Annotated in this window: 12 protein-coding genes; 4 read left to right on the top strand and 8 right to left on the bottom strand. The window is 52.9% G+C overall.

Going from position 1 to position 15,821, the window contains the following annotated elements:
- Positions 1-30: 30 nt before the first annotated feature.
- The 8 genes from tldD to csrD form a co-directional block, all read right to left on the bottom strand.
- Positions 31-1,476, bottom strand: a complete 1,446-nt coding sequence (tldD, locus tag GW591_RS14960; protein WP_013577285.1) for a metalloprotease TldD — start codon at positions 1,474-1,476, stop codon at positions 31-33.
- Positions 1,477-1,617: 141 nt separating this feature from the next.
- Positions 1,618-5,445, bottom strand: a complete 3,828-nt coding sequence (gene yhdP, locus GW591_RS14965) for an AsmA2 domain-containing protein YhdP (protein ID WP_166860899.1) — start codon at positions 5,443-5,445, stop codon at positions 1,618-1,620.
- A 98-nt stretch (positions 5,446-5,543) separates the two neighbouring features.
- Entirely contained in the window at positions 5,544-7,013 is a 1,470-nt protein-coding gene (gene rng / locus GW591_RS14970; protein ID WP_013577287.1) for a ribonuclease G, read from the bottom strand.
- Entirely contained in the window at positions 7,003-7,596 is a 594-nt protein-coding gene (locus GW591_RS14975) for a Maf family protein (protein WP_013577288.1), read from the bottom strand. The genes rng and GW591_RS14975 overlap by 11 nt, the downstream gene beginning before the upstream one ends.
- 7 nt (positions 7,597-7,603) lie before the next feature.
- Positions 7,604-8,092, bottom strand: a complete 489-nt coding sequence (gene mreD / locus GW591_RS14980; protein WP_013577289.1) for a rod shape-determining protein MreD — start codon at positions 8,090-8,092, stop codon at positions 7,604-7,606.
- Entirely contained in the window at positions 8,089-9,096 is a 1,008-nt protein-coding gene (gene mreC / locus GW591_RS14985) for a rod shape-determining protein MreC (RefSeq protein WP_013577290.1), read from the bottom strand. Before mreC ends, mreD begins: the two co-directional genes overlap by 4 nt.
- A gap of 255 nt (positions 9,097-9,351) precedes the next feature.
- On the bottom strand, positions 9,352-10,395 hold the full coding sequence (gene mreB, locus GW591_RS14990) for a rod shape-determining protein MreB (protein ID WP_013577291.1): 1,044 nt from the start codon (positions 10,393-10,395) through the stop codon (positions 9,352-9,354).
- Between the two features lie 355 nt (positions 10,396-10,750).
- Positions 10,751-12,685: an RNase E specificity factor CsrD gene (gene csrD / locus GW591_RS14995; protein ID WP_013577292.1), complete on the bottom strand. Its 1,935-nt coding sequence runs from the start codon at positions 12,683-12,685 to the stop codon at positions 10,751-10,753.
- Between the two features lie 316 nt (positions 12,686-13,001).
- Here csrD and msrP point away from each other — a divergent pair, with 316 nt between their 5' ends.
- The 4 genes from msrP to accB all read left to right on the top strand — a co-directional run bounded on the left by msrP (position 13,002) and on the right by accB (position 15,815).
- Positions 13,002-14,003, top strand: a complete 1,002-nt coding sequence (gene msrP, locus GW591_RS15000; protein ID WP_112151057.1) for a protein-methionine-sulfoxide reductase catalytic subunit MsrP — start codon at positions 13,002-13,004, stop codon at positions 14,001-14,003.
- 18 nt (positions 14,004-14,021) lie between these two features.
- Positions 14,022-14,624: a protein-methionine-sulfoxide reductase heme-binding subunit MsrQ gene (gene msrQ / locus GW591_RS15005; protein WP_013577294.1), complete on the top strand. Its 603-nt coding sequence runs from the start codon at positions 14,022-14,024 to the stop codon at positions 14,622-14,624.
- 241 nt (positions 14,625-14,865) lie between these two features.
- Positions 14,866-15,318, top strand: a complete 453-nt coding sequence (aroQ, locus tag GW591_RS15010) for a type II 3-dehydroquinate dehydratase (RefSeq protein WP_013577295.1) — start codon at positions 14,866-14,868, stop codon at positions 15,316-15,318.
- Positions 15,319-15,350: 32 nt separating this feature from the next.
- Positions 15,351-15,815 carry an acetyl-CoA carboxylase biotin carboxyl carrier protein gene (gene accB, locus GW591_RS15015; RefSeq protein ID WP_013577296.1) on the top strand — a complete coding sequence of 155 codons (465 nt, stop codon included), beginning with the start codon at positions 15,351-15,353 and terminating at the stop codon, positions 15,813-15,815.
- Positions 15,816-15,821: the final 6 nt, after the last annotated feature.

Genomic DNA, 15,821 nt, shown 5'->3' on the forward strand with positions numbered 1-15,821 from the left:
GGGGAGGGATAACACCGAAATAATCTTCTGCTACGCAGTGCCGCCGACGGTGAGATTATCCAGTTTCAGGGTAGGCTGACCGACCCCGACCGGCAGGCTCTGGCCTTCTTTACCACACACACCGACGCCTTTATCGAGCGCCAGATCGTTGCCGACCATGGAAATCTGTTGCATCGCTTCAATGCCCGAGCCGATCAGCGTCGCGCCTTTCACCGGTTTGGTGATGCGGCCTTTTTCGATCAGATAAGCTTCGGAGGTAGAGAACACGAATTTACCCGAAGTAATATCCACCTGACCGCCGCCGAAGTTTGGCGCATACAGGCCAAATTCTACGCTACTGATAATGTCTTCCGGCGTTGATTTCCCGGCCAGCATATAGGTGTTGGTCATACGCGGCATCGGCAGATGTGCGTAAGATTCGCGGCGGCCGTTACCGGTCGGCGCAACGCCCATCAGGCGCGCATTCAGTTTGTCTTGCATGTAGCCTTTCAGCACGCCGTTTTCGATCAGCACGTTGTACTGCCCCGGCACACCTTCGTCGTCAATCGCCAGTGAACCGCGCAGACCCGGCAGGGTGCCGTCGTCCACTACGGTACACAGTTCAGAAGCCACCCGTTTGCCCATCTGACCGCTAAATACAGAGGTTCCGCGACGGTTGAAGTCACCTTCCAGACCGTGGCCTACCGCCTCATGTAACAGCACACCTGGCCAGCCTGCGCCCAGCACCACCGGCATGCCACCCGCCGGGGCGGCGACTGCCGTCAGATTCAGCAACGCCATACGCACGGCATCACGGGCAAAAGCTTCCGCACGCACTTCACCGTTAACGGTTTCGAGGAAGTAGTCATAACCAACACGACCGCCGCCGCCACTTGAGCCACGCTCACGACGTCCGTCCTGTTCAACCAGAACGCTCACGGACAGACGCACCAGCGGGCGAATGTCTGCCGCCAGCGTGCCGTCGGTGGCTGCCACCAGGATGTTTTCATACACGCCGGTGATGCTGGCACTGACTTCCTGCACGCGCTTATCGGCCGCACGGGCAATTTTGTCGACGCGGTGCAGCAGTTCGATTTTTGCTTCGCGTGACAGGCTTTGCAGCGGATCCAGCGGAGAATAAAGAGATTTATAGGCAATTTCGCCCAGCGTATGCGCTTTGCCATTGCCCTGGTCGCGGACAATGCTGCGGGCAGCTGTTGCACTCAGGTTCAGGGCATTCAGCGTGATTTGGTCAGCATAAGCAAAACCGGTTTTTTCACCGCTTACCGCACGAACACCAACGCCCTGATCGATATTGTAAGAACCGTCTTTGATGATGCTGTCTTCGATCACCCAGCTTTCATGGAAACTGGACTGGAAAAAGAGATCGGCATAATCAAGACGACGTTCAGACAACTGGCCCAAAATGGAAAACAGATCCTGATGACTCAGATTATTAGCAGTTAGTAACTGCTCACTGACTAAGGCCAGACTCATAGATGTTCACTCTCTTTTAGACGACAATCCGGCGTGCAGACTGTGGTCTACACAGTCTGCACGCCGGACAATCCATTGTTACAAGGTTATTAACAGCCTAACACAGCATGAACGAGGTTTCCTGCCACCTTCACGGTGGCGTTACTGTGCGGCGGCGGCTTTTGGATGTTCAACCGGTTTACGCAGAATTTCGTTGATACGGGGTTCTGCGATAGTGCCGTCAATCTGATAGCGGATAAGCGAGATTTTATTCCACAGCGGTGCCAGCACTTTACTGGCAGCGAAGACTGCAACGCCGACTACCGGGTTGATGACGAACGCCGTCGCCACACCTACTGTGGCGGAAATTTCCGGCGCAATGACCGCTTCGAGATCCAATTGCTGATTCACGAAATTGACCTTCCCGGTGATGGCGATATCTGCTTCCAGTCCGTCAACCAGCAGATCGTCGGTATGAAGTACGCCGTCTTTAATCCAGGCCGTGGATTTGATGGAGTCAAAATAGAAGCCCTGGCCAAAGGTATCGCTGAAATCAAGACGCAGTTTGCGCAGCAGCGCATCGAAGCTGACCAGTCGCAGCAATTGTCCGGCGCGGCCCGTGCCGACATCCGCAATTTCGCCTTTGCCCAGCGTGTTTTTCAGGGTGCCGTTCAGTGTGCTGATATCTGGCTTCCACGGCACGGATTTCCAGTGCAAATCAAAGTTAACGTCAAACGGCGCGCCTTTCAGTGGTGTAGTCACGCCAAAGAATGACATGGCCTGCTCAATATTCTTACCGGTCAGCTTGCCTTTCAGGCCGGTGTTTTCGCCCTGCCCGTTCTGCCTCCAGTCGCCCTGCACGTCGAGACGTGCCACGCCGGTATCTATCAGACCGTTACGCAGCATCAGTTGATCGCCTTGCGGTGTCAGGTCAGCATTCACTTTGCGGAAGTTCTGGCCGAGGAACCAGCAGGCTTCACAACGCAGTTGCAATGCCGGCCAGCTGGCAAACGAAATTTTTTCAGTAGCAAACGGATTACCGCCCGGCTGACCGCTGCTGGCCACATCCGCGACCGTCCATTGCGGATTGAAATAGACGTATTTCAGATTAGCCAGCCACGGACCGTTGTCATTCATGTTCAGCCTGCCATCGATTTCCTTACCTTTGGCAGTGACCTCCATGCCCTGATGCCCTTGTACCGAGGTGAGGGTCAGGTCATTCCAGACCTGTCCGCCCAGTGTCAGCGCAGGCGTTGTCAGGATAATCTGGTGCGGGAAGCTGAAACCGGCCAGTTTAGTAGTAGTGTCCTGCGTCGCTTTATCCGGTGACAGCAAACCCAGCCAGCTTTCACCATCAAGTGCGGGCAGATGGAGCGTCAGACTGCTGTCATCCGGCAATGGAGGCGTTTTTTTGCTGTTTGCCTGCCACGATGCGCGATCGAGTTTCAGTTGTTTACCCAGCAGCCAGCGGCTGTTGAAATGATCTTTGCCCGCCAGCACACCTTGCAGATTAAAACTGTGCAGGTCGCCTTTGACATTCACCACCAGCGGCAGCGGATGACCGGCTTTCTTGCTCAACGGATCGGGTAAGTGACTGCTCACATCTTTCAGATCGGCGTTTACATCGACGGTATAGGTCGGGGTGCCTTTGTGCGGCAGCGTAATATTGACGTCGCCTTTCCACGGTGTACCACCCGAAATTTTACTGGCTGCTGCCGCTGGCAAGCCGGGGATTTTGGACAGTTGCCAGTTGGCATCCAGCCCGACCTGAACCTTGAAATCATCCGGCAGTTCCTGCGTGCTGAACATCACGTTGACCGGTTGCCCGAACCAGTTACCGGTAAGCCGGTTACTTTGCAGGTTGCCGTTGTCATAACTGAACTGGCCACTGAGCTGACTGATTTTGCTGTTCAGCGGTTTAATAAACAGACTGTTGTTATTGAGCGTGACGCCACCGGATGCACGCACAAGTTCACCATCGAGCGGAATATCCAGATGTAAGCGACCATTCACTTCGCCGCCAATCTGCAATTCCTGTAGCGCGGAGCCCAGCGAGTCATGCAACGGCGTATCCATGAAATAATCGCCGATATCTTTCCCCTGCCCGCGCAGGTCCGCATCAATAAACAGTTTTTCTTTCAGGTAGTCAGGAATATTGGCAACGACATTGTTACCGTCCACATTGCCCAGTTTGGTGTGCGCGGCTTTCATAAACAGGCCGTCATTAAGGAAATCGAGATCGATATCCAGATCAGTCAGCGCTGGCCAACCTGGCTGGAACTCAAAGGTCGAGTGGCGTAGCGGAACCCACACTTCAAACTGCCCTTCGTTCTTTTTGAACGGGAAATGATGTGGATTGCCGTTGAAGGTCAGGGTGGCGTTATCCACCTGACCGGCCTTTATGGCACCACTGAGATAATTTACCAGATGTTTGCCCATCAGCGGTTCAGGGAAATAGCGCCAGGCCTGACCGGCGTCATACAGGCGAATACCGGCCAGGATATTCAGCCACGGGTCACCTTTGACAGGCTGGTTGTAGCGGAAATCGCCCTTCGCCCACAGCGCGTTGGCTTTGACATCTAAGTCTTTACCCGACAATGACCAGCCATCTTTGCCGTTCTTCCAGTTAAAGGTACCGGTCGCCGCACTGATATCCAGAGGTGCGCGGAACATTTCGCCGTACGGCAGCAGGCTGTCTTGTAATTTCACCGTCATCTGCCCGCCCGCCACGCTACCTTTCAGGCCACCACTGAAATGATTGACACCCGGCAGCAGTTTCCAGCGCTGCCAGCTGACATCGCGCCAGTTCACATCAAAACGGGTCTGATCAGGCTGCTTTAGCGGGATATCCAGCGCGAGCCGATCAACGTTACCGGCGGGTTTTAAATCCTGCCAGCGCTCCAGTAAAGCCGGAGTCAGGAATGAGAAAGTCGGGATCACCGGGCCTAAACGTTCCAGTTGCAGATTGGTGCCACGGATGCGCAGCTCTTCACCCTGCGAGGGCCCGAGGAACTGGTTATTTTCCGGCAGATAAAGTACTTCAAGGCGGCCTTTCGGCCACGCCACACCATCGGTTTTCAGATTCAGCTGCTTCGTGCCAACCTGCCAGCCATTACCCTGACGGTTACCGTGTAATGTCAGATTATCGACATCGAGCTGGTGTTCCTCAGTGCCATTTTTCCAGGTGGCAGAGCCATTTTTCAGCAATGCGTCAGCGGCATAAATATCGCCACTACGCACCGTCAGCCACGCCGCAAGGCTGAAGTTAGCACTTTCCAGACCGGTATTATTGCGCAACCACCGGCTGAACCACGGTTTCATGTCGATATCATCGGCCTGAAGATAAATTTTCCCGTTATTGAGCAAACCATTGGTGTCGTTCAGATCCATACGCAACTGCACAATGCCGTGCTGCCCGTTAAAACTCGACAGGCTAAGCTGCCCTTCGGCGCGATGGCGGTTGTGGCTGTTCAGCCAGGTCATCTGAGGAATGTCGAATTCCGCCCGTGGACCGGAAGGCGTCAGGAAGGAAATGCGGCTGTTGCGCAGATCGAAATGGTCGACCTGTCTGAGGAAAATATCACTGACGCGGTTTGGCTGGATGCCGTTGCCTTTATTGCTTTCGCCACCCAGCGTGCTGTTTAAATCCAGCTGCAAATTGTAAAAAGTAAGGTCGCGGAACTGCCAGCGGAAATGCAGCAAGGATTGCCAGACGTCCAGCGCCAGGGTAATGCGCTGAACCTGCCACTTTGAGTCCGGTAATGTCACCTGTAGGCCTCGGATCTCCATGATCGGGCCAAAGGTTTTCCAGCTGGCGCTGACTTGCGATAACTCGATCGGTACGCCCGTGACCGCCTCGACTTTCCCGACCAGTTGATCCTGGAAGCGGGTCAACTGAGGCAATGCCAGACGCAAGCCACTGATCACCAAAGCCACTATCACGACAAGGGTTGCGCTGGTGGTTAATAAAATACCGGGCAGTCGCCTCAAACTTCTCTCCTTGTTTTCCATTCCATGCTGGTTTTCACCCGCACAGACGGCAATGGAAACCTTTAACTTCTTGATGCTTCAGACGAATAGCCATCGGATCACATCATGACGACGTCAAACTGTTCCTGACTGTAGAGCGGCTCGATCTGCACTTTCACCTGCTTGCCGACGAAGATTTCTACTTCGGCCAGTGCATGGGATTCTTCTCCCTTGAGCGCTTCCCCTACTGCGGCAGATGCGTAAACCAGGAAACGGTCAGAATCGTAGGCGTGATGCACGCGCACGATTTCACGCAGAATTTCATAGCAGACGGTTTCAACGGTTTTCACCGTGCCGCGTGCATGACAGGTCGGACAATCGCTGCACAGCACATGTTCGACGCTTTCGCGGGTACGTTTGCGGGTCATCTCTACCAAACCAAGGGCGGAGAAACCGTGAATACCGGTTTTCACGCGGTCTTTCGACAGCGCCTGCTCGAGGCTGTGCAGCACGCGACGGCGGTGATCTTCATTCGACATATCAATGAAGTCGATAATGATAATGCCGCCGAGATTGCGCAGCCGTAGCTGACGGGCAATGGCCTGCGTCGCTTCGGTGTTAGTGTTAAATATCGTGTCTTCCAGATTACGATGGCCGACAAACGCACCGGTATTAATATCCACGGTGGTCATGGCTTCGGTCTGATCGATAATCAGATAACCGCCGGACTTGAGTTCCACCTTGCGCTCGAGCGCACGCTGGATTTCGTTCTCCACATCGAATAGATCGAAAATAGGCTGCTTGCCACTGTAATGCTCCAGCTTGCTGGTCATTTCAGGCATGTATTCGCTGGTGAATTCGACCAGCAATTCATACGTCAGGCGGGAGTCAACGCGGATGCGGTCCAGTGCTTCACCGGCAAAATCACGCAGCACACGGTGCGCCAGTGCCAGCTCACCATACAGCTTGCATTTGGTTTTGTTGCGACGCTTGCGCTCCATCACCTTGGTCCACAAGCGTTTCAGGTAGGCCGCATCTTGTTTGAGTTCTTCTTCACCCACGCCTTCGGCTGCGGTACGAATAATATAGCCGCCGTGCTCATCACAATATTCTGAGACGATACGTTTGAGGCGATCACGCTCGGCTTCGCTTTCAATACGCTGCGACACGCCAACGTGTGACGCACCAGGCATGAACACCAGATAGCGGGAAGGCAAGGTAATGTCAGTCGTCAGACGCGCACCTTTGGTGCCCAGCGGATCTTTCACCACCTGCACCATCAGATCCTGGCCCTGATGCACCAGTTCTGCGATGTCACGCACGTGGAAATTTTTCTGCTCGTCACGCGCCACACATTCGGTGTGCGGCATGATGTCTGAAGCATGTAAAAATGCGGCTTTTTCAAGGCCGATATCGACAAATGCTGCCTGCATACCCGGCAGAACACGGCTGATACGCCCTTTATAAATATTGCCGGCAATCCCGCGCTTGGTCTCGCGCTCAATATGGATCTCCTGCAGAATGCCACCGTCAATGTAAGCCACGCGGGTTTCAGACGGGGTGACATTGACCAGTAATTCAGCTGTCATGTTTTCTCCTAAGCTCGCGTAAGGCAGAAAATTCATTGAGCAGTTCCTGAGTTTCCACCAGAGGAAGGCCCACAACTGCATAGTAACTGCCGCGAATTTCACGGACGAAACAACCGCCCTTTCCCTGAATACCATAAGCGCCCGCTTTATCCATGGGCTCACCGCTCAGAATATAATGTGCAATATCGTCGGAGGATAGTGAACGGAAAGTGACATCGGTCACAACCAACGTATTGAGGCATTCCTGCCTGTCGGCAAACGCAATGGCGGTCATCACCTGATGCTGTCTGCCAGACAATGCCTTAAGCATAACAGCGGCTTGCGCTTCGTCACGTGGCTTTTCCAACACTTTACCGTCGAGGACTACAATCGTATCTGCGCCAAGCACCGGCAAATCCTCTGCCGCGACCGTCACACCGGCCTGTGCTTTATCTTTCGCCAGCCGTAAAACATAATCTTGCGGGGCTTCGTCAGGCTGACGCTCTTCTGCAACCTCAGTCACCAGACGCTCAAAAGGCAGTTCCAGCAAGGCCAGTAATTCACGGCGACGTGGTGACCCGGAAGCCAGATAAAGTGCGGTCATAACATCCTCATTGCACAGCAAACTGACGACGAATTTTACGCATCAGCAGGAACAGCCATGGCCACAGCACACCGTCGACCACACTGCTCCAGAAAACTTCAGGCCGGAACGACACATTGACTACCAGGAATTCTCCCCAGAACACCATGACGTCCACAGCCAGCGAAAGCACCATAACAATCAGCGCTTGTTGCCACAGAGCCAGGTTACGGAATAACTGGAATTTGAACGCGACCAGGTAGGCGGTAATGGCAAAAGCCAGCGCGCGAATACCCAGGGTCGATCCCAGGATCAGATCCATAATAAACCCGACAACAAAACCGGTACCCACGTTGACGCGATGCGGTAATGCCATCACCCAGTAAATCAGGATCAGCATCAGCCATGACGGCCTGAACATATAAATCTGTTCAGGCCACGGCATCACCTGCAATAACATGGCTATTAAGAAGGATAGCCAAATAATCCAGCGTCCGTGGCTCCGGTAGCTGTTCATTGCGTCGCTCCCTGCACAGCAGGCGTGCTAACCGGTGTCGTTACCGTACCCGTTGCCGGTGGAGGAACAGGAGCTGGCGGCCCCATATCTCCCGGAGGTGGCAACACTTGCGGCATCATTTGCATCAGGCGTTCATTGGCCACGCGATGAACTTCATCCGGCGGTAAAGGATGCTCGCCATTACGGTCAGAGCCCCATAGTAACAGCAGGTAACGCAGACGTTGCAGACCGGCGGTCGGACGCGCCTGAATGACGGTATACGCACGCTGATTATCAACTTTAACCGAAGATACAACGCCGACCGGATACCCTTCAGGGAAACGTCCACCCAGACCTGAGGTGACCAGCACATCACCGACACGAATATCGGTGTTGCTTGGTAAGTGTTCAAGTTGTAAGTCATCAGCACAGCCGCTACCGGCAGCGATAACGCGGATGTCATTACGCAGCACCTGAATCGGCAACGCATGTGAAGCATCACAAATCAGCAGCACACGGCTGGTCAGCGCGGCAACAGCGATGACCTGGCCAACAACGCCTTTATCGCTGATGACGGGTTGCCCGATATACACACCGTTGTTGCTGCCTTTGTCGATGACGATCTGATCGCTGTAAGGATCATTGCTGGTGGAGAGAACCTGCGTCACCATTTTGTGCTCGTCCTGACGCAACGGCGATCCCAGCAGCTCGCGCAAGCGAGCATTTTCTTGTTTGTATTGGCCAAGCAGCATCAGGTCGCTGTTTTTCAGCAACAATTCCTGACGCAAAGCGCGGTTTTCAAGTTCCAGCTGGCCACGGGTGGCAAACGTAGAAGAAACCTGATCTAAGAATTCACGCGGGGCATTGGACAAAAAATAGAAGGGACTGACGGCAGTATCCATATAGGTGCGGATTTTAACAAACGTACCTATTTTACTGTCGGCAACAATCAGGACAATGGCCGTGAGAATAGCCAAAAAAAGTCGCAGTTGCAGGGAAGGTCCCCTGCTAAAAATTGGCTTCATAAAATATGCGAGTTCCTCGGCAACAGAAAGTTTCAGCCAGTCGAAGTAAAGACCTCACCTGACAGAAACGGCGGCAATCTCATGGGATAGCCAAAACACTGGCAGAGCTTTATCGCTCAGCCAGTGTTTGCACGGATCCACATTGAACACTGCACACTTCGCGTTGCAGGTTTTACCTGACGGACAACCACCTTCCCGGGCAGACTATTCTTGCTTGCAACAAGACTTGTTTGAATCAGCAAGTCTTCGCTGAGATTACTCTTCGCTGAATAAGTCGCCGCCGTGCATGTCGATCATTTCTAATGCTTTACCACCGCCACGGGCGACGCAGGTCAGTGGATCTTCTGCGACAACAACAGGAATACCCGTTTCTTCCATCAGCAGGCGATCAAGGTTACGCAGTAATGCGCCACCGCCGGTCAGCACCATGCCGCGCTCGGAGATGTCGGAAGCCAGTTCTGGCGGACACTGTTCCAGTGCAACCATCACCGCGCTGACGATACCGGTTAGCGGCTCTTGCAATGCTTCGAGAATTTCGTTGGAGTTCAGCGTGAAACCACGTGGAACACCTTCAGCCAGGTTACGACCGCGCACTTCGATTTCGTGAACTTCATCACCCGGATAGGCAGAACCGATGCTGTGCTTGATACGCTCAGCTGTTGCTTCACCGATCAGTGAACCATAATTACGGCGTACGTAATTAATGATAGCTTCGTCGAAACGATCGCCACCGATACGTACAGAAGAGGAATACACCACGCCGTTCAGGGAGATCACGGCAACTTCTGTGGTACCACCACCGATATCCACCACCATTGAACCGGTCGCTTCGGATACCGGCAGGCCTGCACCGATTGCCGCAGCCATCGGTTCTTCAATCAGGAACACTTCACGCGCGCCTGCACCTTGTGCAGATTCACGGATAGCACGGCGTTCAACCTGAGTTGCGCCGACTGGCACACACACCAGTACACGCGGGCTTGGGCGCATGAAGCTGTTGCTGTGAACTTGCTTGATGAAGTGTTGCAGCATTTTCTCAGTCACGAAAAAGTCAGCGATAACGCCGTCTTTCATTGGACGAATAGCGGCAATATTGCCAGGAGTACGACCCAGCATCTGTTTCGCGTCGTGACCAACAGCAGCAACGCTTTTAGGTGAACCAGCACGATCCTGACGAATAGCCACAACTGATGGCTCATTCAGCACGATGCCTTGTCCTTTTACATAAATGAGGGTATTGGCGGTACCCAGGTCGATGGACAAGTCGTTGGAAAACATGCCACGAAATTTCTTAAACATAACGAAGGGATAATCCTGCTAGCTGGGGGCGGAAAATAAAATCCGCCTACTTTACCAACCACGCGAAGCAGCGACAAGGCGCAAAAACGTCCTGCTTCCGTGAAAATTGTCCGTGATGTCGCCATTCACTTGCGGTGACTTTTTGAGGCTGATGGCACTGCGAAATAATTCTGTCTCGCAGGCTCGGTTTACCTCGGGCAGGCACCCAGGCGAAGTAGCAACACCACACATAAATTCTTACACTTTTACCAACATCTTCCATCCATCTGCGGTCTGAGTACAAACACCGGAAACCAGACAAGGGCGTAGGTCAAAAGCTGGCTCATTCTACGTTAAATAATGCATTAACGGTCACTTAAACATCGCGGTTGTGTGAATATTTTTTACCGACCGGTTCAACAGGCTCCGGACCGGCAAAAAAATCGCCCTGCCCGCCGTGGATCCCGCTTTTCAGCAGGACAGCCCACTCCTCTTTTGTGCGCACGCCAGAGGCAAATACCAGCGCCTGAGTCCCTTCGCACGCACTGAGTAAGCTTTGTACAAAGAGCTGATTTTCAACCCTTTTATCAATATCACGCACTAACCCCGGGTGAAGCTTAACTCTCTCCACCGGGAAAGTTTTCAGATAGGAGGTGCTGACCACCGTCAGTCCGGCTTGCGAAACGGCCAGACGACAGCCCAAACCCTGTAACAATCTGATCGCAGGACGCAGGCGGTCGGTATGTTGACAGAGATCCGCCTCAGCAAGTTCAATCAAAATTCGATTTCGTTGTGTTCTTTCGCACTGCAGCAAGGTATCGCGCAGCCAGCGAACAAATGAGCGCTGCAATAATGAATCAACCGTCAGGTGAAATGCTAACGTTTCATCCGGCCAACGGTTAAGTAACGGAATAATCTGACTTAACATGACCCGGTCAAAGCTTTGCGACAACCCGAACTGAACCACCAGCGGGATAAACTCCGCAGCCAGCAGTTCCTGCTCGCCGTCGAAGACACGCCGCTGCACCTCACGGTGATCCGGTTTGTTGTCCCGGGTGAAGGCGGGCTTCTGATAAAGGCGCGGGCCGCCGCGCGCCAGCGTGTTTTCCAGCAGGGTCCGCCAGCGCACGCTGCCGCGACCTTTTTCCGGCACATTTTTATCATAGATAAACCAGCTGTTACTGCCCTGGAACGCCGCATGTCGCGTCGCCTGCTCGGCCATGTCCATCACCTGATCCGGCGTCTGACCGAAACGGTAGGCGCTGATACCGATGTACATCAGCGCATCGCGGTCAATTAGCGACGAGGTCGGCAGGACGCCGAGCGCATTGACTAATTGTGAGGCCATCACTTCCGCTTCCTTTAAGGTGCGGTGTGGCAACAGCACGGCAAAATCACTGTGGAAATAACGTGCCAGCAGCGCATCAACATGGCGCATCACGAACGTCGATAACAAATTCACCATCGCCGAACGCAGTTCTTCGACCACTGCCTGACCGTGCGTTTCGCGCATGGTGTCGAAATCCGGCAAGCGCAGTAACATCAGCACACCGTGCGCACCCTTTTCTTCCAGTTGCGTCGCAAGCTGATTATCAAAGAACAGGCGGTTACTGAGGCCGGTTTGCGCGTCCTGCTGAGCATAAGCACGGATCAAGGTATCCACGCGGCTGCGCTGCTCACGTGCTTCATTCAGATCCCCTAGCAGACGATCTATTGCACTGCTGGCAGAATGCGGCCATTCGCCCACATGACCGGACAGCCCTTCTCGTTCGCCGCGTAATATTCTGACCGCGCGGTCTTCCAGCTTTTCCACACCGTCCGTTTCCTGACGTAACCAGCGAAAACTGAGCAGCAGCATAGCGAGCATGACCAGAATGGCGATCCCAATCGTGAACGTAGAACGCAGGGAGCGGATGTAACTGCTGACAGGATCAACATAGGAAATGTGCAGCGACATGGCGTGGTTGTGCATCAGCGGGATAATGGCAGTGTCATATTCCGGCATCACGCTGTCCCACGAGCGGTGTACATCCGGACGCTCGTGGTATTCAAAAACGGTGGTGTTATCAAGTTTGACTTCGATATCCGTGACATCAAGCATACGCATAGCCTGAGGCATCCAGCGTTGGGCATCTGCGGGGGGATGCGTCAGTAATGCCTGATCATAAGTCGTGGCAAGTGCCTGAAGATGTTGTTCGGTATCTTGTTTGTTCAGATAGATAAAGCTGAAAGTGACGCCAAGCAACATCAGTAACATTGCCAGCGCAACTAACATCGTTATCAGTGCCGATAGTCTGGTAGTAAATCGCATCCCTGTGCCTTACTCGCTACGGTGAGGGGGAAACAAACCCTTTCTCTGAGCTTGCCACGAAAAAACGCCGCTACTATAAAACAGAAAAATGCGATGAAAGGAGAAATTTTCGAAAGAGTCATTCGCATACATTCATAGCATAGCAACACAAAAACCAATCAATTCGTAATTCTTATATAAATGGTAAGCGCCTCCTCAATGTCTGCGGCAAAATGCGCTTTTTTAGCGTGATATCTCGCAAAGCGTCCGGTTTCACGCCATGCTTTGTTTATAACCATAAAAATGAATCACGAAAATGAGAATGCCGGAGAAGGCTATGTTCAAACCCCGCAAACTAACCGAAGCAGACGTCACACCCGAAAGTATTTTTTATGACCGGCGCAAAGTTTTACAGGCACTGGGGATCAGTGCCGCGGCACTCGCTGTTCCCCAAAATGCACGCGCAGATATCCTTTCCTGGTTCAAAGGCCATGACCGCCCTGCCGCGCCCGCCGGTAAACCGCTGGATTTCACCAAACCCGCTGCTTATCAAAATGACCTGACACTGACCCCCGAGGACAAAGTTTCCGGCTACAACAATTTCTATGAATTCGGGCTGGATAAAGCTGATCCGGCCGCCAACGCCGGGCAACTGGTTACCTCGCCGTGGAAATTAACAATAGAAGGCGAAGTTGCTAAACCGATGACGCTGGATATGGATGACATCATGAAGCGCTTCCCGCTTGAGCAACGTATTTACCGGATGCGTTGCGTCGAAGCCTGGTCGATGGTGGTGCCGTGGATCGGTTTTCAGCTGAGTGAGATTCTCAAACTTGCCGAACCGACCAGCAAAGCGCGTTATGTCGCGTTTACTACCTTATATGACCCGGAACATATGCCGGGGCAGAAAGACCGGTTTATCGGCGGTGGACTGAATTACCCGTACGTTGAAGGATTGCGTATAGATGAAGCGATGAACCCGCTGGCGATGATGACGGTCGGCGTTTATGGTAAAGCACTTCCGCCACAAAACGGCGCGCCCATCCGCCTGACCATTCCGTGGAAGTACGGTTTCAAAGGCATCAAATCCATCGTGAACATCAAATTTACTCAAGATGAGCCGCCGACAACCTGGAACCAGATTGCCTCCAACGAATACGGGTTTTACGCCAACGTGAACCCGCATGTGGATCACCCGCGCTGGTCGCAGGCAACGGAACGGTTTATCGGTTCCGGCGGCTTACTCGACGTGCAACGCCAGCCGACATTGCTGTTCAATGGTTATGCCGAGCAGGTAGCATCGATGTATCACGGTATGGATTTACGTAAGTTCTATTAAGGAAGAGGCGGTTCAGTTATGCGTCGTTTAAGCCCTGCCAATATTACCGGGTTGAAAGTGATCATCTATCTTTGCGCCATTTTGCCTTTTTTCTGGATTGTGCTTTCGATTAATCAGGGCGGGTTCAGCGCCGATCCCGCCAAAGATATTCAGCATTTTACCGGTAGGATGACTCTGAAATTTTTGCTGGTGACATTACTGGTCACGCCCGTCGCACGCTATGGCAAACAGCCATTACTGATCCGCACGCGCCGTTTGCTGGGGTTGTGGTGTTTTGCGTGGGGAACCTTGCATCTTCTCAGCTATTCATTCCTGGAGCTTGGGATCAACAATATCCGCCTGCTGGGAAGTGAACTGATATCGCGCCCGTATCTCACCCTCGGTATCATCTGCTGGATCCTGCTGCTGGCACTGGCCTGCACCTCCACCGTGTGGGCACAACGCAAAATGGGATCAACCTGGCAAAAGTTGCACAACTTCATTTATCTCATCGCCATACTTGCGCCGATCCACTACCTTTGGTCGGTAAAAGTGCTGTCGCCACAACCGGTGATTTACGCAATACTTGCCGTCATCTTGCTGGCATTCCGTTATAAAAAATTCCGCCAGTGGCTGCGATAAGCCGTGGAACTTTTGGCCCGGTTGCCCCTCATAATTTCGACAATTGCACCCACGTTGACCGGCCGAGGGTTGATTATCTTCGCTGATAAGACCAGTATTTAGCTGCGAATTGCCACGATATCATTATAATGCCCGACCTCATGCCGAAGAGACGGGCCGATTTGCCGCGAAATAGGTGACAAACCGGTGACATCAGGGTATTTTCTACAATCTTTGTCTAATTGCCGGAGATAGGCTCACAATGGCGCATAAGTTTGACATTTTGCTACTGAACGGTCCTAACCTGAATTTGTTAGGCACCCGTGAGCCTGAAACGTACGGACACACCACGCTCAACGATATTGTTAAAGGTTTGGAAGTGCAGGCTGCTGCTGCTGATGTAGCACTGAGCCATCTGCAATCCAATGCAGAACATGTCCTGATTGAACGTATTCATCAGGCACGCGGAAATGTCGATTTCATCCTGATCAATCCCGCGGCCTTTACCCATACCAGCGTGGCGCTGCGCGATGCATTACTGGGGGTGTCGATTCCGTTTATCGAGATCCATCTGTCGAATGTACATGCCCGCGAAGCGTTCCGGCACCATTCCTATCTTTCCGACATCGCAGTGGGCGTTATTTGCGGACTTGGCGCAGATGGCTACCACTTTGCATTACAGGCAGCGGTTAACCGCTTGTCAAAAACCCACTAATTTCTACGCAAAAAGAGTACGGAATCACACCCATGGATATTCGTAAAATTAAAAAACTGATCGAACTGGTTGAAGAATCAGGCATTTCTGAACTGGAAATTTCTGAAGGCGAAGAATCAGTACGTATCAGCCGTGCTGCACCTGCGCAGGCTTATCCTATGATGCAACAAGCTTACGCTATGCCTGTACAACAACAGCCAGGTCTGGCTGCTGCGGTTGCGCCAGCAGCTGCGCCTGCAGAAGCAGCTCCGGCTGCAATCAGTGGCCATATCGTTCGCTCACCGATGGTAGGCACCTTCTACCGTACGCCAAGCCCGGACGCTAAAGCCTTCATCGAAGTGGGTCAGAAAGTGAACGCCGGTGATACCCTGTGTATCGTTGAAGCGATGAAAATGATGAACCAAATCGAAGCAGACAAATCCGGTGTTGTTAAAGCAATTCTGGTAGAAAGCGGCCAACCGGTTGAATTCGACGAGCCGCTGGTCGTCATCGAATAACGAGGC

Source organism: Rahnella aceris (assembly GCF_011684115.1).
In the GTDB taxonomy this organism is placed as follows: domain Bacteria; phylum Pseudomonadota; class Gammaproteobacteria; order Enterobacterales; family Enterobacteriaceae; genus Rahnella; species Rahnella aceris.